We start from the raw sequence: 23593 nt of genomic DNA, 5'->3' as shown, positions 1-23593 counted from the left end.
AATGACTGGCCTACTGAACGTGACCTTGCTCGACCAACCGCCAGCGTCGAGTCCCGCGACGCCGATCCACCTGAAACCGCTCACGACCCTGTGCACCGAGTGCCGTGTCAGCGGGTTGTGCCTGCCCACCGGTCTTCCGGTGCAAGACAACAGTTGCCTGGGCGCCCTGATCGGCCCACGCCTGCGTGTTCGCAAAGGCGCCGCGCTGTTCAACGCCAATGACCCGCTGACAACGCTCTATGCCGTGCGCTGCGGCAGCTTCAAGACCAGCCTGAACAGTGCCGAAGGCCAGGGCGTGGTGATCAATTTCTGGATGCCGGGCGATGTGCTTGGCCTCGACGCCATCGCCACCGAACACCACGTATGCGATGCCATTGCCCTGGAAGACAGCGAGGTGTGCCCTGTCCCCTACCGCCGGCTGCAGGCCCTGGCACACGACTTTCCCGTCCTGCAGCAAAGCCTGAACCGTTTGATGAGTCGGGAAATCGTGCGCGAGCATGAACGGGTGTTGATGCTGTGCAACCTCACCGCCGAGCAGCGCCTGGCCAGCTTCCTGGTGGGGTTGTCACGGCGCTTCGTCAGCCGGGGCTATTCTGCCCACGGTTTCATGCTGCGCATGTCCCGGGAAGACATGGCCTCGTACCTGGGACTGCGGCTTGAGACCGTCTGTCGTTCGGTCGCCCGCTTGCGTGCGCTGGGTATCGTCAGCATGCGTGGCAGGCTTGTCGAGATACTCAATCTGCCAGCCTTGATAGCCCTTGAGCAAGGCGGCGCGGACGTCGCGCCCAAGGACAACCCGAAGGCGCCATGCTCGACGCGGTGAATATCAGCCACGGCGCCGTGGCATTGGGCATCGGCATGCTGGTGGGGCTTGAGCGCGAGCGCAAGAAAGGCCGCAATGAAGACCATGCCGCCGCCGGCCTCCGGACCTTCGCCATCACCGCCCTGTTGGGCTACGTCAGCATGTTGCTGGCCGGGCCCATGCTGGTCGGGTTCGCCAGCCTTGGCCTGGTACTGATGTTGTGCATGCATTACCACAAACATGCCGACAGAGACCCCGAAGTCACCAGCGAAATCGCCCTGCTGCTGGTGCTGACCCTCGGAGCACTGAGCCTCGAGGAACCAGAACTGGCCACCGCTGTCGGCGTGGTACTGACCCTGCTCCTGGCACTGCGCCGCGAGCTGCATCATTTCGTGCTCCAGCAACTGAACGAGCAAGAGCTGCGCGATGGCTTGATGCTGTTGACGATGGCGCTGGTGGTGCTGCCGTCGACACCGGACAGGTTCATGGGGCCGTATGGCGCACTCAACCCTCGCACCCTCTGTACGCTGGTCGTGCTGCTGATGACCGTCGGTGCGCTGGGGCACATTGCCTTGCGTCTGGTCGGCCCACGCTACGGCTTGCCCCTGAGCGCCATCGCATCCGGCTTCGCCTCGGGCACGGCGACGATTGCGCTGCTTGCCCATCAAGCCCGTCAACGCGTCGCTGCCGTGAAATCCCTGGCCGCCGCGGCCGTGTTGTCCAACCTCGCCAGCATCGCGCAATTCGCCTTGGTACTGGGCATCGTCGACCGCCGCCTGTTGAAACCTTTCATGGCCTCGATCGGGCTCGGTGTAGGGGTTACGGTGGTTTACGGAACCTTGTTACTGGCACCTTGGCGCAACGACCAAGGCGCGTGCCCGGCACCTCAGGGCGATGGCGCCTTCAACCTCTGGACAGCCTTGATCATCACCCTGGCGCTGGCCGGAATCGCCTTGTTCTCGGCATTCCTGCTTCACCACCTGGGCCACAGCGGCGTCAGTATCGCGGCCTTCCTCGGCGGGATGGGCGATGCCCACGCAGCCACCGCATCGGTAGCCTCGCTGGTTGTGGCAGGACAGCTGGGGACAGCCGATGTCGTGGTACCAGGGATGATGGCAGTGACGGGCAATAGCCTGACCAAATGCGTACTGGCGTTCAGCAATGGCGGCTTCGCATTCGCACGTTACCTCGCCCCGGCACAGTTGATCATTCTTGGCGCGATGTGGCTGGGGCTTTTAGTGACCTGACTTGTCGAACGCCACTCGGGCATTGCGCAGGAACTTTGCACCCGTCGGACAGGCCTCCTGTTCCAGGTCTATCGAAAAACGGAGATTACGACGATGAGTGCACCACTCAATGGCAAGCGCGTGGCCTTTCTGGTCACCGATGGATTCGAACAAGTCGAGCTGACCGGCCCCCGCGAAGCATTGCAAAACAATGGCGCCGTGGTCGATATCCTGAGCGACAAGGAAGGCACTGTGCGGGGCTGGAACCACGACAAGCCCGCTGACGAATTCGCCGTCGATGCCACCTTCGAGAATGCGCATCTGGATCTGTACGATGCGCTGGTGCTGCCCGGCGGCGTGCAGAACTCCGATACCATTCGGCTGATTCCCGGCGCGCAGAAACTGGTCAAAAGCCATCAATCGGCCAACAAGCCGTTGGCAGTGATCTGTCATGGCGCCTGGCTGTTGGTGTCGAGCGGTTTGGCCAAGGGCAAGCGGATGACCAGCTACAAGACACTGCAGGATGACATTCGCAACGCAGGCGGCACCTGGGTGGACGAAGAGGTGGTGGTGGATGGCAACCTGATCAGTAGCCGTCAGCCCGATGACATTCCCGCGTTCAACGACCAGTTGGTCCGCGCCCTGGCCGTTTGAGCTGCGCGTTGACACCGCCGCTGCAAGTGAATTGAACGTCGCGCGCGGCCCCATGACCTAAAGAGGTACCCATCCGCTACTGGAGGTACCTCGTCATGCACGATCCCAATGCCCCAGACCCATATGTCGATGACGTCCCCCACAACCCAGGTGAACCGATGCCTGCACCAGACTCCGAAACCGAGGCGCCGGACTGGCCAGAGGACCAAGTCCCGCCAGAAGAGCAATCCGATGGTTGAGTGACGGGTTCGCCGGCGTCAACCTGTGGCCGGCGTCATCTCGCCCACCACTTGGTCGACCACCGCCCGGAAGGCCTGGCGCCGGTCTCTCCCCTGGGCGAGGGCGCGCTCGAAGGCGGCCAGTTGGCGTTGGGCGCTACTGCCGTCCTGGAGGATACGCGCAGCGTGGCCGAATGCGTGCTCGGCATCCTGGGTGTCGGCGGGTACCAGGCCCTGCAGCTGTGCCAGCCAGCCATGGGCGGTCACCGGTTGCCTGTCGTGCGCGCCTATGAACATGCCATTGCCGCCATGGCGGAGCGCCCTCCAGTAGTTCTCCTGGATGATCCAACGTTGCTCGGGGCCGAGCGGCTGCCAATGCTGACGAACCCGCAGCGTCTGCTCTACCAGGTGACGGAACAGCCCGGCGATGGCCAGGCCGTCTTCCAAGCGTGGGCACGCATCACAGATGCGCAACTCGATTGTCGGAAATCGCCGCGACGGGCGGATCGCCCACCAGAAGTCGCCGTCTTCGGCAAGCCCGCCTATACCTTGGAGCAGTGTTCTGTAGCGCAGGTAGGCATTCCAGTCAGCCAGCGGCTCTGGCATGTCCATGTGCGGCCACTCCCCGCAGACCACGCGTCGGTAACTTTGGTAACCGGTCACTTGGCTGCACCAGAACGGCGAAGAGGTGGTCAGGACGAGCAACAGCGGCAACCAGCAGAGCATCTGGTTGATCAGCTGCATGCGGTCGATCTCCGGCGCCACCCCCACGTGCACATGCAGCCCCGAGAGCAGGCTACGGCGGGCGACCATTTGATAGTCGTCGAATACCTGGCGGTAGTGATTCTGGTCCCGGGCATGCTGGCGTTGCCACCGCGCGGTGGGATGGCTGGCAGCGCCATAAAGGGCCACCCCCTCCTGCGCCAGCGCGCTGCACAGATTGTGTCGACATTCGGTGAAATAGCTGCGCGCTTCATGCAGGTTGGCCAACACCGGTGAAGCGACCTCGATCTGGCTGTAGAACATTTCCTCGGCGAAATGCTCGCCCACCACTTCACGGCAACGGCGCGCCACTGCGTGCGACGGCCTGGCTAGGACGTCGCCACGGGTAACGTCGACCAGCAAGTATTCCTCTTCGATGCCGAACCCTTGCGCCCTGACCATCGTGCACTCAGGCGATGCGAGTCAGGGTCAGTGCTACTGCGGCGATGCGTTCGACATGCGCGTAGCCTGGTTCGAGCAGTTGCTCACCGAATACATCCGGGTCCAGCTCACGGTAATGCCAACTGAAGGCAGGCCCGGCCAGGCGTAGGCGCACAGCGTCCAGCAAGGCATCGCGACCGTCGACGATCGCGACCCCGGTGTACAGCAACAACGTGCCACCCATGACCAGGCGTTCGCGCGCCTGTTCGATGATGCGCAGGGAAAGCTCGGCTCCGAGCGCACCGCCACCATGGCGATAGGCGCGCTGCTGGGCGTCGAGCATGTAAGGCGGATTGGCAACGATCAGGTCGAAGTTCGCGCCGATGCCATCGAGCAGGTCACTGGGCTCGACCGACACGTTGGCCACCCCCGCCAGTGCAGCATTGATGGCGGTATAACGCAACGCCAAAGGGTTGATGTCCACCGCGCAAACCTGCGCATGGGGGGCTGCACGGGCGATGATCAGCGCGCCGATGCCGGTGCCACAGCCAAGGTCGACCGCATGTTCCACGCGCCGGGGACTGTGCTGCAGAAAGTCCTGTATCACCTGGGCGAATCGGTAGCTATCGGGACCGAAGAACACCGCGTCGTGGCTGTCGGTCGGCCACGCGGAATGGACCAGCAACAGGTTGTCGAGGCTCGACCAACGCACCGCGCTGCGCAATAGCTCACCCTGCGCCTGCACCACACCAGCGGTTTTCAACTGGGCCAACTCGTCACTACTGATCAGCGAGGCCGGGAACGGCCGGCTCCAGCCGAACACATCCCGCAGGTCGTGGGCCTGCTGGGCGGCGGTCCGGTCGTTGACGCGAGCATGGGTAGCTGGGGTCACGCAGGTGAAACGATAACCGTCGGCGCTGAGGCGCCGACCCAGGTGCAACAGTGCCTGGTCGGCATAAGCTTGGTTCTGGTCAAGCAACATCAGCACTCTCCTGCGTGGGTCAAGCCGGTGGCAAGGATGAAATCGCGGGTGGCGCGCAGTCCATCGGGCTCGGCGTGATGGTTACCGGACATCCGTTCGATCATGCACTCGACACGAGGCAGCCCTTGCGTGGCCGGCCCGCCCTCTTCCAAGGCCAAACCCTGCTCCCAGTGCCCCGGTGCGACGCGCCGATACGGCACGCCGGCCCTGTCACCGGCAATCCAGTCATGCCAGAGCTGCTTTTCGTAAGCGGTGAAAACCCCAAACATCGCGGCATGCGGTCCGTCGATCAAGGCCCAGAACCGGCTATTCGAAGGCGCCTCGCCTCGTTGCACCCACTGTTGCGTTTCAAGGGCGCGCAGGAAGCCGGGTAACGCGCTGGCATCGGCCAGCCATTGGTTGATGGTCCGACCTTGCAGGCGGCAACGGTCACTGTGCATGAACTGGCCGTATACCCGCTTGCGTTGCAAGGCGGCCAACAACTCCGTTTCCAGGTCGAAGGACGCAATCAGCGAGGCCGTGTCGAGCCCAAGATCGTTGAGACGATAGCCCCTGCGCACTCGCTCGTAGCAGGCTTTTTCCGACGGCCCCGGCATCAGCAGGAACAGGCTTTGCAATGCGCGACGAGCATGACCGCTGGCGGCATTGTCGATCGTGACGTGCAGCTGAAAGTAATGAGCATCGATGCCCAGTTCGGCCAACTCGTGGGTGGTGATCAGCAAGTGCAAAGGCGGCTGTTCATACCCCAGGTTGTAGCCAATGACCTCCGGCAAATACTGCTCGACGTTGCGCCCCAAGGCCAACTGCACCGCGCCTTGCAGGTACCGCGACGGGTCCAAAGGCAGCCCTTGGTCACAACCCAGGCGGCTCAGCAATCGCTGGTAGATCAACACATGGTTGCAGCGGGGGTCACCATCGCCCAGTTCTTCTAGGAAGGTACGGATCAGCCCATGGAACCGTGGATCTTGCCAGTGCTTGAGCGTTCCGTGCAGCCAAGCGCCATCCACCTCTTTGGTCGGGGCGACCTGTTGCAGGAACCACAGGGCCTGTGCCCGGTTGGCGAAGAACCGCCGTGGTGCGCCCTCACGCCGCTGCGCCAGGTAACGCGCATGCTCTGCGGCGACCCGGGCGGCATGATCGACCGACCACTGCGCCAAATCCGCGGGATCGTCCGGCAAATCATCGGTCATCGATATCGTCCGCTGAAGTTGACCGGCCAACCACTCCCGCGCGTCGTAGCCACCCGACTGCAGCATTGCCGAGTACTGCCGCTGCGGATCGTCCGGCACAACCCGGACTGACTGCTGCATGATTTCTAACGGTATCAACCTCATGGGCCGCACCTCGCTCAGGGATTCTGGGGCTTGGTCTCGGGGCTCGGATGAGTGGTGGGTGTATCGGGTTGCTCCATCTGCAAGGACGGCTTGCTGGGGTCCGCATCCTTGGCGGGATGATCTGAATCACGGTCGAAACAGCCGCCGAGCAGCGTCAGGCTGGCGCCGAGCAGCACCGTGGGGAGCAGGGTGTATTTCATGTCGGGCTCCGGTTGTAGTTGCGAGGGTTCATAACGAACGAGTGCGCTCGACGCGGCTGGATTCGTTTTTTTTACCCTGCAGTGGATGAACGGCGCTAAATACCGGGGCGGGGTGCATCGGGAGGCGCGGGTAGCCATCACGATGATTGAAGAAAAACTAAACCTTCCCGCCCTCGCCTGGCTCAACCGAATGCGACATCGAGGTCGCGCCAACTGAACGAAGGAGTCAGACATGAGCCAACCCTTCTTGAAACTCGCAGGCGTCACGTTGTTGATGAGCCTTGCTTCGCTGCAGGTCCAGGCGGCCTCTTCGGACGATTTCGTCGACGCGGCGATCGAGGCAGGCATCGCCGAGGTGGTCACCAGTAACCTTGCCCAGGAAAAAAGCCAGAACGCCGACATCAAGAAATATGCCCAGCAGATGGTCACCGACCATACCAAGGCCAACCAGCAGCTGGGCGAAATCGCCCGCAAGCTTGACATCAGCGTGCCCGACGAAGCGGCGCTGACCGACAAGGTCAAAAAAATGATCCTCGAATGGCGCGAAGCGTCCTTCGACCGTTCCTATGTCAACAACCAGGTCGATGCGCACGAAAAAGCCGTGGAGCTGTTCAAGAAGGAGTCGACATCCTCCGACAAACCAGAGCTGAAGGCCTTCGCCAGCGAAAAACTGCCGACGCTGGAACATCACCTCGAGCAGGCCAAAGCTTTGCAGACGACTCACGGCAAATAACCCAGCCGACAGGCCAGGCGACGGTAGGCCCGACGCCAATGGGGCAGCCATACTGCCCCATTGATCAACGGTTCTGCGACCTTGTATCACTCGAACGCGGAGAGAACAGCATGCCACGTGGAGACAAAGACAAATACACCGACACCCAAAAGCGCAAGGCTGAACACATTGAAGAGCGCTACGAGCATAAAGGCCTGTCCAAGGACGAAGCCGAGGCGCGCGCCTGGGCAACGGTCAACAAGCAATCGGGCGGCGGCGAAAAGCCAGGCGGCTCGGGCAAAGCCGCCTCGTCGAAGGCCCAGTCCACCGCCCGTTCGGATTCGGCCAAGCGGGCGGCGCAAACACGTCAGGGGCACTCACGTACATCGAGTACGTCGCTGAACACGCAAACCAAGCAGAGCCTTCTCAAGGAAGCGCGGAGCAAGAACATCAAAGGCCGCTCGACCATGAGCAAGGCAGAACTGGTCGAGGCGTTAGGCAAGCATGGTTGAGATGCTCGACGCACGTCGGCGGCCTGCTTGGGTTTGACGGATGCTGGCCACCTCCTTGAGCGGTCATGCATCCGGATCGCTCACATGGGCCTGCACGGCATCTTCAAGCGCCCGCACGTGGGCTTCATCGGCCAGCGCCTTGAGTGCCAGCCAATCGTCCCAGTCGATGGCGCCATCGTCACGCAAGGCCTCGGCGGTGCGGACCAAAGCGTGGTGGTAGGCATCCGGCGACTCGGTGCGGTAGCTGGTGTCGTCGTACTGGGCGTACCAGGCTTCAAGCTCTGGGATGCTGCGTTCGATGCTCATGGCAAGACTCCTCGGTGCTCATTGCAGTGAGAGTCCATCCGCCGGGCGACGTTCACCCGGATCGGGCGAGGATCGTCATCGCGACGTCGCCAAACCCTCGTCGCTCAGATGATGTGAAGCCTATAATCGCTGCCAATGCCCATGATTCATACAGGGACCCTACCCGGTCCGCACAAGGTTCGTGCCCATGAAGTCGTCCAGCAAGACTACACTCGCAGCACCGCACAACCCGGCGCTCAGCCCCAGCCATCTGGATTTCCCGGTCGTAGGCATCGGCGCATCGGCTGGCGGGTTGGAGGCGATCCAGACGTTCTTCCAGCACATGCCGGCCGACTGCGGCGTCGCGTTCGTCGTCGTATTGCACCTGTCGCCGGACCATCAGAGCCAGGCCGACCGCTTGATCCAGCGGGTCACCCGCATGCCCGTCTGTCAGGTGAGCGAGCCGGTGCCGATCGAGCGCAACCATGTCTACGTGATTTCTCCGGCCAACCGGTTGTCCACCAACGACGGCTACCTGCGCGTCAGCCCAGCCAGGCGCAGTCGCGGCGATCATGTCGCCATCGACCTGTTCTTCAGGGACCTGGCCGATGTGCACAAGGATCATGCTTTTTGCGTGATTCTTTCCGGTAGCGGCAGCGATGGCGCAGTGGGTTTGTCGCGAATCAAGGAGCAAGGCGGTGTGACCCTGGTGCAGGCACCCGACGATGCGCTGTACGCCGACATGCCCAAGGCGGCGATCGACACCGGCATGGTCGACCTGGTGCTTCCAGTGGCCCAGATCCCTGGGAAGCTGGTGGAACTGTGGCGCACGGCACGCGAGGTCAAACTGCCTGAAATAGACGACGACAGCCTGCCCCCTGCCCTGGGCGAGCGCTCAGGCGACCCACAGCAAAGCGATCCGCTCCTGGACGACATCCTGGCCCGTCTGCACGCCACCACCGGGCATGACTTCCAGCACTACAAGCGCGCAACGGTTTTGCGTCGGCTTGAACGGCGCCTGCATGTCACCGCGCAGACCGACCTGGCCGGCTATCGCGACTACCTGGAGCAACACCCCGAGGAGAGCCGTGCCTTGCTCGCCGACATGCTGATCGGGGTGACCAATTTCTTCCGCGACCGTGACGCCTTCGAGGCGCTGCAACAGCATGTGATGCCCGGCCTTAGCCATGACCAGAGCGGCGAAGATCCGCAGCGCGAAGTGCGCATCTGGTCGGCAGGCTGCTCTTCCGGCGAGGAAGCCTACAGTCTGGCGATGCTGGCCACCGAACAACTGGCGCGGGAGCAACGTAGCGCCAGGATTCAGGTGTTCGCCACCGACCTTGACGAACGCGCTATCAATGTCGGCCGCCTGGGTGTTTATCCTGATGCCATCGCCACCGATGTGCCTACCGCGCGGTTACGCCAGTTCTTCATCAAGGAAGACCAGCACTACCGGGTGCGCAAGGACATCCGCGAAAAGGTCTTGTTCGCCCGCCATAACCTGCTGTCCGACCCACCCTTCTCCCAACTCGACCTGGTCGTGTGCCGTAACCTGCTCATCTACCTTGACCGAGAAGTGCAACACGAAATCCTGCGAATCTTTCACTTCGCCTTGCGCAAAGGGGGCTACCTGTTTCTGGGTTCATCGGAGTCGGCGGATGCGGCTGCCGATCTGTTCATTCCGGTGGACAAACGCCATCGTATCTTCAAGGCCAGGGAGGTGGAGCCTGCGCGTCGCACCGCCCGCCTGCAGGCGCCCGAGTCGCAGGTGGCGCGGGTCAAGACCAGGCCCGTTCGCAAGCTGTCCTATGCCGAGATCCATCACCGCGCACTGGCCAGGCGCACGCCACCAAGCCTGATCATCGACGCCGACGGCAACATCTTGCACATGAGCGAAGGGGTCGGCCGCTTTCTGCGCCACCCAGGGGGAGAACTCAGTCACAACCTGCTGAACCTGGTGCTGGTGCCGCTTCGACCGACCTTGCGCAGTACCGTGCTACAAGCCCAGAACACCGGCCAACTGGTCACCTCAGGCCCGGTCATCGTCGCTGTCGATGAGCAGCGTATCGAAGTAAAGATGCAGGTCCAGCCACACCAGGACGAGCCCAGCGGCAGCGAATGCCTGCTGGTCGTCTTCCAGGTGAGCGAAGCCGACGCGCACGGCCCGGCCATTGCCGAGCAGACCGACGGCATGGTGTTGAACACCCTGGAGCGCGAACTTCAGCGAACCCGCCAACAGTTGCAGGAAACCATCGAGCAGTCAGAGATCTCCAGCCAGGAGCTGACCGCTTCGAACGAGGAAATGCAGGCGATCAACGAAGAACTGCGCCTTGCCAGCGAAGAGCTGGAAACCAGCAAGGAAGAACTGCAGTCGATCAACGAAGAGTTACTGACGGTCAACTACGAGCTCAAGTCCAAGGTCGATGAAACCGACAAGATCAACGATTACCTGAGCAACCTGATCGCCTCCACCCAGATCGCGACAGTGTTCGTCGACCGCAGCCTGCGCATCCGCTGGTTCACCCCCCGGGCCACCGATATCTTCAGCATGCTGCCGGTCGATACCGGCCGCTCGCTGCTCGACATCACCCACCGCCTGGACTACCCAGGGCTGGCGGACGACGCGCGCGCGGTGATCGAGCGCGAGACCACGCTAGAGCGCGAGGTGATCGGCAATGACCAGCATTGGTACCTGGCCCGCCTGTTGCCCTATCGGGCCAATGAACAGAACGTCGATGGCACCGTGCTGACGTTCATCGACATCACCAAGAGTCGCGCTGCCGAAGAGCGTTTGCGACGAGGGGAAGAGCGCATGCGCCTGGTCGCGGAGAGCACCCACGACTTCGCCATCATCCTGCTCGACGAACAAGGCTTGATCATCGACTGGAACACCGGCGCTGCGCTGATATTCGGTTACGCCAAGGACGAAGTGCTGGGCCAGCACTTTTCGCTGCTCTTCACCGAGAAAGACCGCGAGAACGGGGTGCCGGAGCGTGAACTTCGCACCGCTCGCCTGCAGGGTCGCGGCCAGGACGAGCGCTGGCATGTGCGCAAGGGCGGCAGTCGCTTCTATTGCAGCGGCGAAGTGTCGCGCCTGAAGGGCAACAGCCTGCGCGGCTACGTCAAGATCGCCCGCGACCTGACAGGGCACAAGCGGCTTCACGACGAGCAAAGCAAGCGACTGGCCGAGTCGCAGGTCACCAGCCACATGAAGGATGAGTTCTTCGCGGTCATGTCCCATGAGCTCAAGCATCCGTTGAACCTCATCCAGCTCAATGCCGATATCCTGCGACGTCTGCCTCCGGTCAAGAGTACCAGCGCGGCGAACAAGGCCGTCAGCGTGATCTGCGAAGCGGTCGCCAGCCAGGCGCGTATCATCGACGACCTGCTCGATGTCGCACGCATACGTACGGGCAAGCTCAAGCTCCAGACCCGGCCGGTCGACCTGTGCGCTGTGCTGCAGGGTATCCACTCGGTGGCCTGCAGCGAACAACGCGGTTGTAGCGTGCGCCTGACGCTGCCAGCCAATGGCGCGCCGGTGTATGTCATGGCAGACAGTACGCGCCTGGAACAGATTATCTGGAACCTGCTGAACAACGCGCTGAAATTCAGCCCCGCCGATGGCGAGATCCTGCTGGTGCTCACGCAGTTGGACGAGCATGCGCAACTGCAGGTGATCGACCACGGCATTGGGCTTGCCGAAGAATCGCTGGAAAACATCTTCGAACTGTTCAGCCAGGCCGCCCCCACCAGCCATGGCCGCGAAGGCCTCGGCATCGGCCTTTCCCTGGTACGCCAACTGGTCGAGGCCCATGGCGGTAACGTGCGCGTACAGTCACCAGGGCTTGGCCAGGGCTGCACCTTCACCATCACCCTGCCGTTATGCGAATACACTCAGCAAACCCAGGAACAGGCTAGCGATGCAGTGCCTGAGGGGCGGCTCGCCGGTATCCGCATATTACTGGTGGATGACTCGGTCGATGTGTTGGATGTGATGGAGCAGTTACTGCTCATGGAAAATGCCGAAGTCGATGCCTACAGCGATCCACACCTGGCCTTGGCCTCAGCGGCGGATGCGCGATATGACGTGATCATTTCCGATATCGGCATGCCCGGCATGGATGGACACGCGCTGATCAAAGCACTGCGTGGCCTTGAGCATCTTCGCTACGTTCCGGCCATTGCCCTGACCGGCTACGGCGCCAGCGCCGATCAACACAAATCGCGACAGTCCGGCTTCGACCGACACTTGAACAAGCCTGTCGGTTACGAGGACCTGATCGAAACCCTTGAACGCCTGAACGGCGCGCAAACCCGCTGATCGCGCGGCTGGCGCCTGGCGCTGTGCCGCACGAGTCTACCTGCTGTCCCGGCGGCCCGCTCGTCAATCGTGGTGAACCCTTGCACCCCACCACGGGTCGCTAGAGGTGAGTCCACGAATGCAGGGGAGCTGGCGTGAGCGAGATTCGCATTGGTATTTCCGGATGGCGCTATGGTCCATGGCGCAAGGACTTCTACCCCAAGGGGCTGCGCCAGGACGATGAACTGGCGTTCGCCTCGCGGGCGGTCAACAGCATCGAGATCAATGGCTCGTTCTATGCGTTGCAGACACCGGAACGCTATTGCCATTGGCGTGACCAGACACCGGACGGGTTCGTGTTCTCGGTCAAGGCGCCGCGCTACATCACCCATGTGCGCAGGCTGCGCGACATCGACGAGGCGCTTGCCAACTTCTTCGCGTCCGGCCCGTTGTTGCTGGGCGACAAACTGGGCCCATTCCTGTGGCAGTTTCCCGCCACGCTGAAATTCGACGCCCAGCGTTTCAGCGACTTCCTCGGCAAGTTGCCCCGTGATCGCAAGGCTGCCCGCGAATGCGCAGGGCAAGCTGCCGCGCGCCTCAAGGACAATGGCGGTACCGCCATTGGCGGCAATGCCCGGCTCCGTCATGCCGTGGAAATCCGTCACCCAAGCTTCCTGTGCGACACCTTCATCAACCTGCTGCGTCGACACAAGGTGGCCCTGGTAGTGGCCGACAGCGCCGGCAAATGGCCGTACGTCGAGGATGTCACCGCCGACTTCGTCTACCTGCGCCTGCACGGCGATGTCGAACTCTACAGCAGTGGCTACACCGCCAAAGCCCTGCGCCGTTGGCGCTTGCGTATCGAGGCCTGGGCTGCCGGTAGCCAGCCAGATGATGCCGAGCTGGTGATGCAGGGCGCACCGGCCAGACGCGCCTCTCGCGATGTGTACTGCTATTTCGACAACGACCAGAAGGTGCATGCCCCGTACGATGCGCGCCGCCTGCTGGGTAAACTCGGCCTGGACGGTGAGCTTGTGACCGAGCCTGGCGTCGAACCGCAGGTGCAGTCATGAACCGGACCCTACCTACCGCAAGCTGCGTGATCGACGAGGCGAGCGCGGTGCATCGCCTGACAGTGCTCACCCTGAACGTGCATAAAGGCTTCACCCTGTTCAACCGCCGCTTCATCCTCCCTGAGCTTCGCGAAGCCGTGCGCGCTACCGGTGCCGACCTCGTGTTCCTGCAAGAAGTGCATGGCAGCCATCAGTGGCATGCCGAGCGCCATCCAACCTGGCCGCAGGAACCCCAGTACGAATTTCTCGCCGACAGCATGTGGCCTGAGTTCGCCTACGGTCGAAATGCGGTCTATCCCCATGGCGACCATGGCAATGCCCTGCTGTCGAAGTTTCCGATCCGCGCCTACGACAATCTCGACGTGTCGATCCACGGCAACGAGCAGCGCGGCCTGCTGCATTGCCAACTGGAAGTGCCCGGCCATGAGCGAATGCACGCCATCTGCGTGCACCTGGGTTTGCGCGAGGAGCACCGTCAGCGCCAGGTCGGCCTGCTCCTGGGGTTGCTCGACAGCCTGCCAGCGGACGAGCCGGTCATCGTCGCCGGTGACTTCAATGACTGGCGACTGAGGGCCGATGCACTGCTGTCCGGGCACCTGGCCGAAGCTTTTGGCAAACCGGCGCGCAGCTTCCCTGCCCGCCTGCCGCTGCTGCGCCTGGATCGCATCTACCTGCGCAATGCCAAGGCCAGCGAAGCGCGGGTGCTGTCCCGATACCCTTGGTCGCATCTTTCCGACCATGCCCCCCTGGTAGCGGAGGTGACCCTGTGAAACACACTTGGAGCGACGGCAACCACGTCGAACTGCTGATCAACGGCGAGCAATATTACCCTCGGGTGTTCGAGGCCATGGCCCAGGCACGGCACGAGATCCTGCTGGAAACCTTCATCATCTTCGACGACAAGGTCGGCCAGTCCCTGCGTCAGGCGCTGATCGACGCGGCCCGACGAGGCGTGCGGGTCGAGGTGGCGGTGGACGGCTATGGCACCGCCGACCTGCCCGATGACTTCATTTCCTCCATGACCGAGGCCGGGGTGCGCTTCCATGCGTTCGATCCCCAGCCCAAGCTGGCCGGCATGCGCACCAACCTGTTCCGCCGCCTGCACCGCAAGGTGGTGGTCATCGACGGTCAGCGCGCCTTCCTCGGCGGCATCAACTACAGCGCCGACCACCTGGGCGACTTCGGGCCGCAAGCCAAGCAGGACTATGCCGTGGAGGTCGCAGGCCCGGTGGTGGCGCAGGTGCATGCATCCAGTTGCCGGTTGCTTGCGCCCGTGCTCGAAAGCATCAGCCAGTTGCCCTCGGCCAGCCCCCCTGCCGGCACCGCCAGTGCCTTGCTGGTGGAACGCGACAACCGTCACCACCGCAACGATATCGAGGTGTGCTACCTGCAGGCCTTTCGCGAGGCCAAGCACCGCATCATCGTTGCCAATGCCTACTTCTTCCCCGGCTATCGCCTGCTGCGCGAACTGCGCAACGCCGCACGGCGCGGCGTTGACGTCACCCTGATTCTTCAGGGCCAACCGGACATGCGCTGGGTTCGTAGCCTATCGCGCCTGCTCTACAACTACTTGTTGCGCGACAATGTGCGCATCCGCGAGTACTGCCAGCGGCCTCTGCATGGCAAGGTGGCCTTGGTGGATGACGACTGGTCCACCGTCGGTTCCAGCAACCTTGACCCGCTGAGCCTGTCGTTCAATCTCGAAGCCAACCTGCTGATCCGCGATCGTGCGTTCAACCATGGCTTGCACGAGCACCTGAGCGAACTGGCCAGCAAGCATTGCAAGACCGTGACCCTCGAACGGATGGTACGCGGCTACTGGTGGCGTGCGCCGCTGATTTTCCTCGGCTTCCATATCACTCGCTACTTCCCGCGCATCGCCGGTTGGTTCCCGGCACACCGCCAGCGCCTGCAGTCCGTGCAAGTGGACCTCACGGCGCCGGTGGATTACCGCGGAGGCAAAACCGGATGAGCGGGCAACGTTGGAAGACCTGGGGCAAGCGTCTGTTGACGCTGCTGTTCGTGGTGCTGATCCCGGTACTGCTGTTCACCCTGGCGCGCAACCTGGACTGGTCCGAAGTTCGCCAGTCACTGCTGGCCTACCGGCCCTCGACCCTGGCCCTTGGCCTGCTACTGGCACTGTGCAGCTACCTGGTGTTCGCCAGCTACGACCTGCTGGCCCGTGCCTACACCGGCCACCACTTGCCAGCCCGACAGGTACTGCCAGTGGCGTTCGTCTGCTATGCGTTCAACCTCAACTTCACCACCTGGGTTGGCGGTGTGGCCCTGCGCTACCGCCTGTACAGTCGATTGGGACTGGATACGGCGACCATCACGCGCATACTGACCCTGGGCCTGCTCACCAATTGGATGGGCTATATGCTGCTGGCCGGCACGGTGTTCGCCTTGAGCCTGGTCAAACTGCCTGAAAGCTGGGCACTGGGTACCCTCGGCCTGCGCCTGGTGGGCGTGCTCATGGTAGCGATCGCGGTGGTCTATCTGCTTGCCTGCGCCTTCGCCGAGCGCCGGACGTGGCACCTGCGAGGGCATGAGATCGCCTTGCCGAGCCTGCGCCTGGCGGTGTGCCAACTGGTGCTCGGCGCCAGCAACTGGGCCCTGATGGCGGCGCTGATTCATCTGTTGCTGCCACCTGAGCTGTTCTACCCCTCGGTACTGGGTGTATTGCTGATCAGTTGCCTGGCCGGCGTGGTGGCGCATATTCCGGCCGGGCTAGGGGTATTGGAGGCGGTGTTCCTTGCCCTGCTGCACGGTCAACTCGGCCAAGGCACGCTGGTAGCCGCCCTGCTGGGCTATCGGACGTTGTACTACCTGATACCGCTGGTGCTGGCGGTGATCACCTACCTGATCCTGGAAAAGCGCGCCAGGACCCTGCGCCAGCAGGCCGGGCAGGCCTGAGGCAAGCGTCGATGGGCCGTCTGGCCCGGGAGGTACATCATGCGATGCTTATTGTGTGTGGCACTGCTGGGCGCCCTGGCCAGCGGAGATGCGCTGGCCGAAGGCTGCGAGGTGGTCACCCGGTCTTCCAGCGAAGCGGTCAAACCGGTGCAACAACGTACCTGCTACACCTTCGGCAACATGCCTTCCGAAGCGATTGCCTGGTCTTGCAGCAATGAAAGCAAGGAAATGCTCAACAGCCAGAAGCGCAAGGTCGAGCGCTGCAGCGACGGCAGCGTTGGCAGTTGCATCGCGCCGCTGACTCAGGAGACCTTGGCCAACCCGGACGCCGCGGGGCGCGATGAACCCTCGACCCGCCCGCAGGTGCCGAAGGATGCGCGGATCATCACCTACTACTACGACACCCCAAGCCTTGGCCAGGCGCGCAGTGACTGCGAGCGCAACAATGGTATCTGGCAGACTCACTGAGGTGATCAGGGCGGGGCGAACCGGTACACGGCTTGCCCCGCGCAGCGCCTCAAGGTGAGATCGGGTCGCTCGCCGGGAAGGTTTCATCCAGGGCGTTATCGACGCTGCTTTCCTTGGGCTGGGTGGCTTCGCCACATTTGCATTCGGCCACGCGGCAAGGCTCACCGTTACGGTGACCCGTCGCGCACGCTTCACAGCAGTAGGCCTTGCCATCCTGGACCACGGCATTGGCGTCGACGGTGCAGGAACAAGGGTTGCAGGAACAGCGTTGCTCGTTCATCAGGGCGCTCTCCGGTCGTCTTCAGGTGTGACTTCATCGGTCCACGGCTCGCCGTCCAAGGGTGCCGAGCGCGCCAGTTCAGCCTCGTCCAAACCAATGCCACCGCCAATTTCATGGGCCTGGACCTGACGCAAGGTCTTGTCCGCCGGGCCGTCCCCCGTCCCCGGCTCATGGGGATCGCGGGCGCCAGTTTCGTCCAGCAGCGTATCGGGGCTCAGGTCATCGAGGGTGACATTGTCCTCGTGCAGGCTGTCACTGAGGGCTTCGCCACCGGTCATGCCGCTTTCGGCGACGCGCCGGGGCGGAAAGTCCTCGTGCACCTCCCGCGCCGGACGCTCGTCGCCGATGCGACCCCTGCGCTCATCGCGGCGCTCGCTGAAATCCAGTTCATGGACACTGCCCATACGGTCTTCGGTGTCGTCTATTTCGACCTGAGGTCTTGGGTCATCGGGTGTAGCCATGAGGGTTCTCCGTCTGTGGGCTTCATTCGGTCGACTACCCTCATGGGTAAATGATTCAGAGTTTCTGGCTGTGCGCGCCTCGCTTTTTTTGGAACTCCCCGTTCCTGCGCCCTCTCCCACTCTAGAGACCCGCGAATCGTTTCGGAGCCCGCCATGGCCAAGCCCCTGCAGGAGTACCAGCGCAAGCGCGACTTCAACGCCACCCCCGAGCCGGCTGGCAAGCGCGCACGCGCACGCCCCGCCCATGGGCTGCAGTACTGCATTCAGAAGCATGACGCCAGCCACCTGCATTATGACTTTCGCCTGGAACTCGATGGCACCTTGAAAAGCTGGGCGATCCCCAAGGGCCCCTCACTCGACCCCAAGGTCCGGCGCCTGGCTGTGCATGTGGAGGATCACCCGCTGGACTACGCCAATTTCGAAGGCCACATCCCCGAGGGACACTACGGTGCCGGGGACGTGATCGTCTGGGATCGGGGCATCTGGGAGCCCGAGGGCGACCCGCGCGAAGCCTATGCCAAAGGCAAGCTGCGCTTTGCCCTGCAAGGCGAGAAGCTGTCGGGTGTCTGGAACCTGTTCCGCACCCATCTGGCCGGCAAGAAAGAGCAGTGGATGCTGGTCAAGTCCCATGACGACCAGGCCCGCAGCGAAGCCGATTACAGCATCGTCGAGGCCCTGCCGGACAGCGTGCTCAGCGACCGTACCCTGCTGCCGCGGCGCCCGACCAACGCCAGACCCGCCAAGCCCAGGCGCAAGGCCAAACCCAGCGCCCTGCCGGACAAGCTTCAACCCCAGTTGGCCACCCTGGTCGATTCGCCTCCCAGCGGCGACTGGCACTATGAAGTGAAGTTCGATGGCTACCGCATCCTGGCCCGCATCGACGCAGACGATGTGCGCCTGTTCACCCGCAATGGTCACGACTGGAGCGCCAAGCTATCGCACCAGGTCGAGGCACTCAAGGCGCTCGGGCTCGATTCGGCTTGGCTGGATGGCGAGATGGTAGTGGTCGACGAGAACGGCGGCACCGACTTCCAGGCCCTGCAGAACGCCTTCGACACCGAACACGACGACAACATCACCTATTACCTGTTCGACTTGCTGTACCTGAGCGGCAAGGACCTGCGTGAACTGCCCGTGCAAGACCGCCGGGCAACCCTGGCCAAACTGCTTGAGCACAACACATCGGACACGCTTAAGTTTTCCGAGGACTTCAACCAACCGGTCGACTCACTGCTCGCCAGCGCCTGCCGGCTCGGACTGGAAGGCCTGATCGGCAAACGTGCCGACAGCGTCTACATGAACCGGCGCAGCAGCGACTGGATCAAGCTCAAGTGCAAGCAGCGCCAGGAATTCGTGATCGTTGGCTACACCGATCCCAAAGGCAGCCGTCACGGCTTCGGCGCCCTGCTGCTGGCCCTGCACGACAAAGACAGCGGCCAGTTGCGCTACGCCGGCAAGGTAGGCACCGGTTTCAGCGCCGCCACCCTGGCGAGCATCCGCGACCGTCTGAAACCACTTCAGACCGCCACGCCACCCTTGCCCAAGCCGCCGACCGGGGCCGATGCCCGCGGCGTGCACTGGCTAAAACCGCGCCTGCTGGCCGAGGTCGCCTACGCCCAGATGACCCGCAGCGGCATCGTGCGCCACTCGGTATTCCACGGCCTGCGCGACGACAAGCCTGCAACCGCCATCGACCTGGAGCGCGCCGTGCCCGCCAAGACCGCAACGACGGCTCAGCCGAACGGGCTGGGCAAATTACGCCTCACCCACCCCGAACGTGTCATCGACCCGACCAGCGGCACCACCAAACGCCAGATCGCGCAGTACTACGCACAGGTCGCCGACTGGCTGCTGCCACAACTCAAGGACCGTCCCGTGGCGCTGGTTCGCGCACCGGACGGTCTTGACGGTGAATTGTTCTTTCAGAAGAACGCCGGTCAGTTGCACATTCCCCATGTCGTCAGCTACAGCAAGGCCGAAGCCGGCCAGGCGGCGATGGTGCTCAACCGCGCCGACAGCCTGCTGGGAGCGGTGCAGATGAACATGCTGGAACTTCACACCTGGAACGCCACCGACAAGGACTTCGACCGCCCCGACCGCTTCGTCCTGGATCTGGACCCTGACCCGGCACTGCCGTGGAAAGCCATGCTCGAGGCCACCCAGCTGACCCTCACCCTGCTCGATGAGTTGGGCCTGAAGACGTTCCTCAAGACCAGTGGCGGCAAGGGCATGCACCTGGTCGTGCCGCTGACCCGCAGAGCCGGATGGGAGCACGTGAAGGAGTTCAGTCACGCTATCGTCGAACACATGGCGAACCTCTTCCCGGATCGGCTCAGCGCCGTGTCCGGGCCCAAAAACAGGGTGGGTAAGATCTTCATCGACTACCTGCGCAACGGCAAAGGCGCCACCACCGTGGCCGCCTATTCGCTGCGCGCGCGCGAAGGCCTGCCGGTGTCGGTACCGATCTGGCGCGAGGAATTGACGCAGCTCAAGGGGGCCAACCAATGGAACATCGGCAACCTGCACGAACGGCTGGCGCAGGTGGACGACCCGTGGGCCGAGATGAGCAAGACCCGGCAGTCGATCACCGCACGCATGCGCAAGCAACTGGGGCTCGCTTGATGGGGGGGCTGATCGACCTGCTGCAATGGCCGGCGATGCTGCTCACGCTCGCAGCGGCCTGGTGCATCGGCTCGCGCCAACCCCGTCGGCGACGCATGGGATTCTGCTGCTTCATTGGCAGCAACGTGCTCTGGGTGGCATGGGGCTGGCAGGTGCAAGCCTGGGCATTGATCGTCCTGCAGTTCTGTCTGTGCGCCATGAACCTGCGGGGGTGGAAGAAGAATGTGCAAGGAGGGAGCAGCCCATGAGTCTCGACCCGGATTTCGACCCAGGCCATCTCGACCGGCTGCTGCAGCGCTTCGGCGCACGACCGCGCCCTATCGACCTGGCAGGCTCGCTGCCAGCGCTGTTGCATGCCTTGCAGGCCGACCACCTGGACTTGCTGCCGCTCCCAGGCCAAGGCAAGACCCTGCAACGCTGGCAAGCCCTGGCGCGGGTGGCGGCTTGCGATCTAGGTCTGGCGAAACTCTACGAAGGCCATACCGATGCCCTGGCGATCCTTGCCGAATGTGGCGCGGCGCAGCTTACGCAAATGGGCATCTGGGGCGTTTGGGCGGCCGAACCGCCGAATGCCCGGACCCACATCGTCCAGCGCACTGGCGATCAGGTACGCCTGCAAGGCCGCAAGGCCTGGTGTTCGGGCGCGCTGCAAATCGACCGTGCGCTGATCACCGCCTGGGCACACGACCAGCCACAGCTGGTCGTCATCGAGATGGCGCACCCCAGCCAGCAGGTTCAGGCCGATCACTGGCAAGCCGTGGGCATGGCCCATACCGCCAGTGTCACCGTCACATTCGACGACTCGCCGGGGCTGGCCGTCGGCTTGCCGGGTCAATACCTGTCGCGACCGGGCTTCTGGCACGGCGGCGCAGGCATCGCGGCCTGTTGGTACGGTGCGGCCGAGGCGCTGGCCGAGTACCTGCGCGAACAGTGCCGCAAGCCTCGGCCCGATCCGCACGCCGACGCTCACCTGGGAGCGGTCGATGCCGCCTTGCAGGGGGCCCGCGCCGCGCTTCGCGAATGCGCGGCCTGGATAGACAGGCACCCCCAGGCCGACGCCAGCGTCGAGGTGCGCCGTACCCGCGCCCAGGTCGAGCAGGCGGTCGAACAGGTCATTCACCACGTTGGCCGGGCACTGGGCGCTACGCCGTTCTGTCATAGCAGCCACTTCGCCCGGCTCAGCGCGGACCTCCCGGTCTACCTGCGTCAAAGCCACGCCGAACGAGACTTGGCCGAATTGGGCCGGCAAGTGACCCACCTTCCGCCAGGAGCATGGCACTTATGAGCGAAAACTTGATTCAGGCAGCCTCCGGCACGCCGTGGAGTGAATGGCAGCATTCCGCGCACCTGGCACGCGCGAGCTGGCTGACGCCCGAGCAGCTGTGCCCTCCTGGCCGGCGCCTGGTGCTGCTGGCGCCGCATCCAGACGACGAAATCCTCATGGCGGGCGGACTGCTGGCGAGCTTTCGCGGGCGCGAAAACGAGCTGGTGCTGATATCCGCCACCAATGGTGAGGGCAGCCACCGCGATTCCGCGTACTGGACCGAGCACCGCTTGCGTCACCAGCGCCCGCTGGAGAGTCGACATGCCTTGCAGCACCTGGACCTGGACCTCACCCGCCTTGACTGGCGACGGCTCAACCTCAAGGACGGAGCCCTGCCGCGCGATGAAGCCTTCCTGGTCAACCACCTGGAGCAGCTACTGGAACCCGACGACCTGTTGCTGACCACCTGGCGCGGCGACGGCCACTGCGACCATGAGGCCGCTGGCCGCGCCGGTGCGCGGGCGGCCCTGTCGCGCCGGGCACAACTGGCCGAAGCGCCGGTGTGGGCCTGGCACTGGGCCGAGCCTGACGACCCTCGCCTGCCCTGGCCTCGGGCGCATCGCCTGCAGGTGGACGAAGCACGCCTGGCACGCAAGCGGGAGGCCTTGGCCGCGCACGCCAGCCAACTGCAGCCCGATGGCGATCGTCCTCCAGTGCTGCCAGCGCCTTTGCAGACATGCCTACTGCAACCCTTCGAACTGCTTTTCCTATAAGGAGTCGCCATGAGCCTCGACGCGCAGTACTTCGCCGAGTTGTATGCCGCCAGCGATGACCCATGGGCCTTCCGCACCCGCTGGTACGAGCGCCGCAAGCGTGACCTGGTGATGGCCTGCCTGCCTCGCCAGTGCTACGCGCGCATCTTCGAACCGGCCTGCGCCAACGGCGAGCTCAGCGTGCTGTTGGCCGAACGCTGCGCCAGCCTGCTGTGCCAGGACATCGACAGCACCGCCGTATCCCTGGCTCGCCATCGCCTGACGGGCGCACTCCACGCCCTGGTCGAACAGGGGCACTTGCCGGGCGACTGGCCAGGCGGGACATTCGACCTGGTGGTACTGAGCGAGATCGGCTACTACCTAGACCCGACCGACTGGCTGCAAGTGATCGAACAATCGGTGGCGAGCCTTGCCAACGAGGGGGGGTTGCTCGCCTGCCACTGGCGCCATCCTATCGCCGGTTGTCCGCAAGATGGTCGCGAGGTACACGCCCTGCTGGCCCGTCACCTACCGCTCTACCCCCTGGTGCGCCACGAAGAGGCGGACTTTCTGCTCGAATACTGGTCATGCCAGCCCAGCGTGGTGGACCTGCAAGAGCGCTGCCAATGATCGCCGTCATTGTACCCGCCCACAACGAGGCCCGGCGCCTGGGACGCTGCCTAAGGGCGATCAAGGCTGCGGCTGCACGCGCTGAAGCGGCTGGACTTGCCGTCGAGGTGCTGGTGGTGCTGGACCGCTGCAGCGACACCAGTGCGCTTATCGCCCACCGCCATGGCGTGCAAACCCTTGCACTGCAAGCCGGTAATGTCGGCATTGCCCGGCGAGCGGGCGCGGCGCGGATGATCGCCCGGGGCGCCCGCTGGCTGGCATTCACCGATGCCGACAGCCGCGTTCCGGAGCACTGGCTGGTGTCGCAACTGCAATGGCATGCCGATGTGGTCTGCGGCACGGTGCACATCGAGCGCTGGCACCCCTGGCACAGTCACGCGCTGCGCGAGCTGTACCGTAGCGGCTACCAGGCCCTGGAGGGTCATCGGCATATTCACGGAGCCAACCTCGGCGTGTGTACCGAGGCCTATCAGCACGTCGGCGGTTTCCAACCGCTACCGGCCCATGAGGATGTGCAGTTGGTGCTGGCGCTGGAAGCCAGTGGCGCGCAGATCGTCTGGACCGCAGAACACAGCGTGGCGACCAGCAGCCGGCGGGATGGCCGGGCGAAGGGCGGCTTCGCCGACTACCTTACTCGCTTGGAACGTCAGCTGTGATGACGGCGCGCCAGGGTCTGCGCAAGACCCCGGCTTTTACGACGCAACCCATTGAGCGCTGGGTATTTCGTGCACCCTGTCTGCTCGTTCGAAAGTGAGTGGA

Annotated in this window: 24 protein-coding genes; 17 read left to right on the top strand and 7 right to left on the bottom strand. The window is 63.6% G+C overall.

The window, feature by feature from the left end; genetic code table 11:
* Position 1 precedes the first annotated feature (1 nt).
* From C4Q26_RS22930 to C4Q26_RS22920, 3 genes are all read left to right on the top strand, one after another.
* Entirely contained in the window at positions 2 to 823 is an 822-nt protein-coding gene (locus tag C4Q26_RS22930; protein WP_104881630.1) for a helix-turn-helix domain-containing protein, read from the top strand.
* The gene (locus C4Q26_RS22925) at positions 808 to 2049 is read left to right on the top strand and encodes a DUF4010 domain-containing protein (RefSeq protein ID WP_023380997.1); all 1242 of its coding nucleotides are present in this window, start codon (positions 808 to 810) and stop codon (positions 2047 to 2049) included. The genes C4Q26_RS22930 and C4Q26_RS22925 overlap by 16 nt, the downstream gene beginning before the upstream one ends.
* Positions 2050 to 2142: 93 nt before the next feature.
* The gene (locus C4Q26_RS22920) at positions 2143 to 2682 is read left to right on the top strand and encodes a type 1 glutamine amidotransferase domain-containing protein (RefSeq protein ID WP_023380998.1); all 540 of its coding nucleotides are present in this window, start codon (positions 2143 to 2145) and stop codon (positions 2680 to 2682) included.
* Positions 2683 to 2939: 257 nt separating this feature from the next.
* On the opposite strand, the gene C4Q26_RS22915 is transcribed toward C4Q26_RS22920, so the two are convergent.
* Genes C4Q26_RS22915 through C4Q26_RS22900 form a run of 4 tightly spaced genes read right to left on the bottom strand, consistent with a single transcriptional unit; the run spans position 2940 to position 6559 of the window.
* Positions 2940 to 4064, bottom strand: a complete 1125-nt coding sequence (locus C4Q26_RS22915; RefSeq protein ID WP_104883587.1) for a carboxylate-amine ligase — start codon at positions 4062 to 4064, stop codon at positions 2940 to 2942.
* 7 nt (positions 4065 to 4071) lie between these two features.
* Positions 4072 to 5025, bottom strand: coding sequence for a class I SAM-dependent methyltransferase (locus C4Q26_RS22910; RefSeq protein WP_104881627.1), 954 nt, complete (start codon positions 5023 to 5025; stop codon positions 4072 to 4074).
* Positions 5025 to 6335, bottom strand: coding sequence for an iron-containing redox enzyme family protein (locus C4Q26_RS22905; RefSeq protein WP_023381001.1), 1311 nt, complete (start codon positions 6333 to 6335; stop codon positions 5025 to 5027). The genes C4Q26_RS22910 and C4Q26_RS22905 overlap by 1 nt, the downstream gene beginning before the upstream one ends.
* Before the next feature lie 38 nt (positions 6336 to 6373).
* On the bottom strand, positions 6374 to 6559 hold the full coding sequence (locus tag C4Q26_RS22900) for a hypothetical protein (protein WP_104881625.1): 186 nt from the start codon (positions 6557 to 6559) through the stop codon (positions 6374 to 6376).
* A gap of 232 nt (positions 6560 to 6791) precedes the next feature.
* On the opposite strand from C4Q26_RS22900, the gene C4Q26_RS22895 reads away from it, so the two are divergent.
* Both C4Q26_RS22895 and C4Q26_RS22890 read left to right on the top strand, forming a co-directional pair.
* On the top strand, positions 6792 to 7292 hold the full coding sequence (locus C4Q26_RS22895) for a DUF4142 domain-containing protein (RefSeq protein ID WP_023381003.1): 501 nt from the start codon (positions 6792 to 6794) through the stop codon (positions 7290 to 7292).
* A gap of 110 nt (positions 7293 to 7402) precedes the next feature.
* Positions 7403 to 7783, top strand: coding sequence for a hypothetical protein (locus C4Q26_RS22890; RefSeq protein ID WP_023381004.1), 381 nt, complete (start codon positions 7403 to 7405; stop codon positions 7781 to 7783).
* A 63-nt stretch (positions 7784 to 7846) separates the two neighbouring features.
* Here C4Q26_RS22890 and C4Q26_RS22885 read toward each other — a convergent pair whose 3' ends face one another.
* Positions 7847 to 8089 carry a hypothetical protein gene (locus C4Q26_RS22885; RefSeq protein WP_023381005.1) on the bottom strand — a complete coding sequence of 81 codons (243 nt, stop codon included), beginning with the start codon at positions 8087 to 8089 and terminating at the stop codon, positions 7847 to 7849.
* A gap of 187 nt (positions 8090 to 8276) precedes the next feature.
* Here C4Q26_RS22885 and C4Q26_RS22880 point away from each other — a divergent pair, with 187 nt between their 5' ends.
* The 6 genes from C4Q26_RS22880 (at position 8277) to C4Q26_RS22855 (ending at position 16825) form a co-directional block, all read left to right on the top strand.
* Positions 8277 to 12389, top strand: a complete 4113-nt coding sequence (locus tag C4Q26_RS22880) for a CheR family methyltransferase (RefSeq protein WP_023381006.1) — start codon at positions 8277 to 8279, stop codon at positions 12387 to 12389.
* Positions 12390 to 12523: 134 nt separating this feature from the next.
* A complete protein-coding gene (locus C4Q26_RS22875; RefSeq protein ID WP_104881623.1) occupies positions 12524 to 13441 on the top strand; it encodes a DUF72 domain-containing protein in 918 nt (305 codons plus the stop codon).
* A complete protein-coding gene (locus tag C4Q26_RS22870; protein ID WP_023381008.1) occupies positions 13438 to 14211 on the top strand; it encodes an endonuclease/exonuclease/phosphatase family protein in 774 nt (257 codons plus the stop codon). Before C4Q26_RS22875 ends, C4Q26_RS22870 begins: the two co-directional genes overlap by 4 nt.
* Positions 14208 to 15413, top strand: coding sequence for a cardiolipin synthase ClsB (gene clsB / locus C4Q26_RS22865; protein ID WP_023381009.1), 1206 nt, complete (start codon positions 14208 to 14210; stop codon positions 15411 to 15413). The genes C4Q26_RS22870 and clsB overlap by 4 nt, the downstream gene beginning before the upstream one ends.
* Complete coding sequence (locus C4Q26_RS22860; protein WP_023381010.1) at positions 15410 to 16357, top strand: lysylphosphatidylglycerol synthase domain-containing protein; 948 nt, start codon at positions 15410 to 15412, stop codon at positions 16355 to 16357. The genes clsB and C4Q26_RS22860 overlap by 4 nt, the downstream gene beginning before the upstream one ends.
* Before the next feature lie 39 nt (positions 16358 to 16396).
* Positions 16397 to 16825, top strand: coding sequence for a hypothetical protein (locus C4Q26_RS22855; protein ID WP_023381011.1), 429 nt, complete (start codon positions 16397 to 16399; stop codon positions 16823 to 16825).
* Positions 16826 to 16874: 49 nt separating this feature from the next.
* On the opposite strand, the gene C4Q26_RS22850 is transcribed toward C4Q26_RS22855, so the two are convergent.
* On the bottom strand, positions 16875 to 17105 hold the full coding sequence (locus tag C4Q26_RS22850; RefSeq protein ID WP_023381012.1) for a metallothionein: 231 nt from the start codon (positions 17103 to 17105) through the stop codon (positions 16875 to 16877).
* Positions 17105 to 17566 carry a phosphotransferase system, HPr-related protein gene (locus C4Q26_RS22845; protein ID WP_104883586.1) on the bottom strand — a complete coding sequence of 154 codons (462 nt, stop codon included), beginning with the start codon at positions 17564 to 17566 and terminating at the stop codon, positions 17105 to 17107. The genes C4Q26_RS22850 and C4Q26_RS22845 overlap by 1 nt, the downstream gene beginning before the upstream one ends.
* A gap of 153 nt (positions 17567 to 17719) precedes the next feature.
* Between C4Q26_RS22845 and ligD the strand changes: the two genes are divergently transcribed.
* The 6 genes from ligD to C4Q26_RS22815 are packed head-to-tail and all read left to right on the top strand — an operon-like array spanning position 17720 to position 23490.
* Positions 17720 to 20188: a DNA ligase D gene (gene ligD, locus C4Q26_RS22840; RefSeq protein WP_104883585.1), complete on the top strand. Its 2469-nt coding sequence runs from the start codon at positions 17720 to 17722 to the stop codon at positions 20186 to 20188.
* Positions 20188 to 20436 (top strand): hypothetical protein, encoded by a 249-nt coding sequence (locus C4Q26_RS22835; protein WP_023381015.1) that lies wholly within the window; start codon positions 20188 to 20190, stop codon positions 20434 to 20436. Before ligD ends, C4Q26_RS22835 begins: the two co-directional genes overlap by 1 nt.
* Positions 20433 to 21473 carry an acyl-CoA dehydrogenase gene (locus C4Q26_RS22830; protein WP_023381016.1) on the top strand — a complete coding sequence of 347 codons (1041 nt, stop codon included), beginning with the start codon at positions 20433 to 20435 and terminating at the stop codon, positions 21471 to 21473. The genes C4Q26_RS22835 and C4Q26_RS22830 overlap by 4 nt, the downstream gene beginning before the upstream one ends.
* A complete protein-coding gene (locus C4Q26_RS22825; RefSeq protein ID WP_023381017.1) occupies positions 21470 to 22225 on the top strand; it encodes a PIG-L deacetylase family protein in 756 nt (251 codons plus the stop codon). Before C4Q26_RS22830 ends, C4Q26_RS22825 begins: the two co-directional genes overlap by 4 nt.
* Positions 22226 to 22234: 9 nt before the next feature.
* A complete protein-coding gene (locus tag C4Q26_RS22820; protein WP_104883584.1) occupies positions 22235 to 22834 on the top strand; it encodes a bifunctional 2-polyprenyl-6-hydroxyphenol methylase/3-demethylubiquinol 3-O-methyltransferase UbiG in 600 nt (199 codons plus the stop codon).
* Positions 22831 to 23490, top strand: coding sequence for a glycosyltransferase family 2 protein (locus C4Q26_RS22815; RefSeq protein WP_023381019.1), 660 nt, complete (start codon positions 22831 to 22833; stop codon positions 23488 to 23490). Before C4Q26_RS22820 ends, C4Q26_RS22815 begins: the two co-directional genes overlap by 4 nt.
* Positions 23491 to 23593 lie beyond the last annotated feature (103 nt).

Source organism: Pseudomonas sp. SWI44, from assembly GCF_002947915.1.
Lineage (GTDB): Bacteria > Pseudomonadota > Gammaproteobacteria > Pseudomonadales > Pseudomonadaceae > Aquipseudomonas > Aquipseudomonas taiwanensis.
Note: the sequence above shows the minus strand (reverse complement) of the source record. Positions and strands in the feature narration are given on the sequence as shown.

Coding starts and splice junctions, on each gene's coding strand:
- C4Q26_RS22930 (WP_104881630.1), top strand. CDS start 2: ATGACTGGCCTACTGAACGTGACCTTGCTCGACCAACCGCCAGCGTCG.
- C4Q26_RS22925 (WP_023380997.1), top strand. CDS start 808: ATGCTCGACGCGGTGAATATCAGCCACGGCGCCGTGGCATTGGGCATC.
- C4Q26_RS22920 (WP_023380998.1), top strand. CDS start 2,143: ATGAGTGCACCACTCAATGGCAAGCGCGTGGCCTTTCTGGTCACCGAT.
- C4Q26_RS22915 (WP_104883587.1), bottom strand. CDS start 4,064: ATGGTCAGGGCGCAAGGGTTCGGCATCGAAGAGGAATACTTGCTGGTC.
- C4Q26_RS22910 (WP_104881627.1), bottom strand. CDS start 5,025: ATGTTGCTTGACCAGAACCAAGCTTATGCCGACCAGGCACTGTTGCAC.
- C4Q26_RS22905 (WP_023381001.1), bottom strand. CDS start 6,335: ATGCAGCAGTCAGTCCGGGTTGTGCCGGACGATCCGCAGCGGCAGTAC.
- C4Q26_RS22900 (WP_104881625.1), bottom strand. CDS start 6,559: ATGAAATACACCCTGCTCCCCACGGTGCTGCTCGGCGCCAGCCTGACG.
- C4Q26_RS22895 (WP_023381003.1), top strand. CDS start 6,792: ATGAGCCAACCCTTCTTGAAACTCGCAGGCGTCACGTTGTTGATGAGC.
- C4Q26_RS22890 (WP_023381004.1), top strand. CDS start 7,403: ATGCCACGTGGAGACAAAGACAAATACACCGACACCCAAAAGCGCAAG.
- C4Q26_RS22885 (WP_023381005.1), bottom strand. CDS start 8,089: ATGAGCATCGAACGCAGCATCCCAGAGCTTGAAGCCTGGTACGCCCAG.
- C4Q26_RS22880 (WP_023381006.1), top strand. CDS start 8,277: ATGAAGTCGTCCAGCAAGACTACACTCGCAGCACCGCACAACCCGGCG.
- C4Q26_RS22870 (WP_023381008.1), top strand. CDS start 13,438: ATGAACCGGACCCTACCTACCGCAAGCTGCGTGATCGACGAGGCGAGC.
- C4Q26_RS22860 (WP_023381010.1), top strand. CDS start 15,410: ATGAGCGGGCAACGTTGGAAGACCTGGGGCAAGCGTCTGTTGACGCTG.
- C4Q26_RS22855 (WP_023381011.1), top strand. CDS start 16,397: ATGCGATGCTTATTGTGTGTGGCACTGCTGGGCGCCCTGGCCAGCGGA.
- C4Q26_RS22850 (WP_023381012.1), bottom strand. CDS start 17,105: ATGAACGAGCAACGCTGTTCCTGCAACCCTTGTTCCTGCACCGTCGAC.
- C4Q26_RS22845 (WP_104883586.1), bottom strand. CDS start 17,566: ATGGCTACACCCGATGACCCAAGACCTCAGGTCGAAATAGACGACACC.
- ligD (WP_104883585.1), top strand. CDS start 17,720: ATGGCCAAGCCCCTGCAGGAGTACCAGCGCAAGCGCGACTTCAACGCC.
- C4Q26_RS22835 (WP_023381015.1), top strand. CDS start 20,188: ATGGGGGGGCTGATCGACCTGCTGCAATGGCCGGCGATGCTGCTCACG.
- C4Q26_RS22830 (WP_023381016.1), top strand. CDS start 20,433: ATGAGTCTCGACCCGGATTTCGACCCAGGCCATCTCGACCGGCTGCTG.
- C4Q26_RS22825 (WP_023381017.1), top strand. CDS start 21,470: ATGAGCGAAAACTTGATTCAGGCAGCCTCCGGCACGCCGTGGAGTGAA.
- C4Q26_RS22820 (WP_104883584.1), top strand. CDS start 22,235: ATGAGCCTCGACGCGCAGTACTTCGCCGAGTTGTATGCCGCCAGCGAT.
- C4Q26_RS22815 (WP_023381019.1), top strand. CDS start 22,831: ATGATCGCCGTCATTGTACCCGCCCACAACGAGGCCCGGCGCCTGGGA.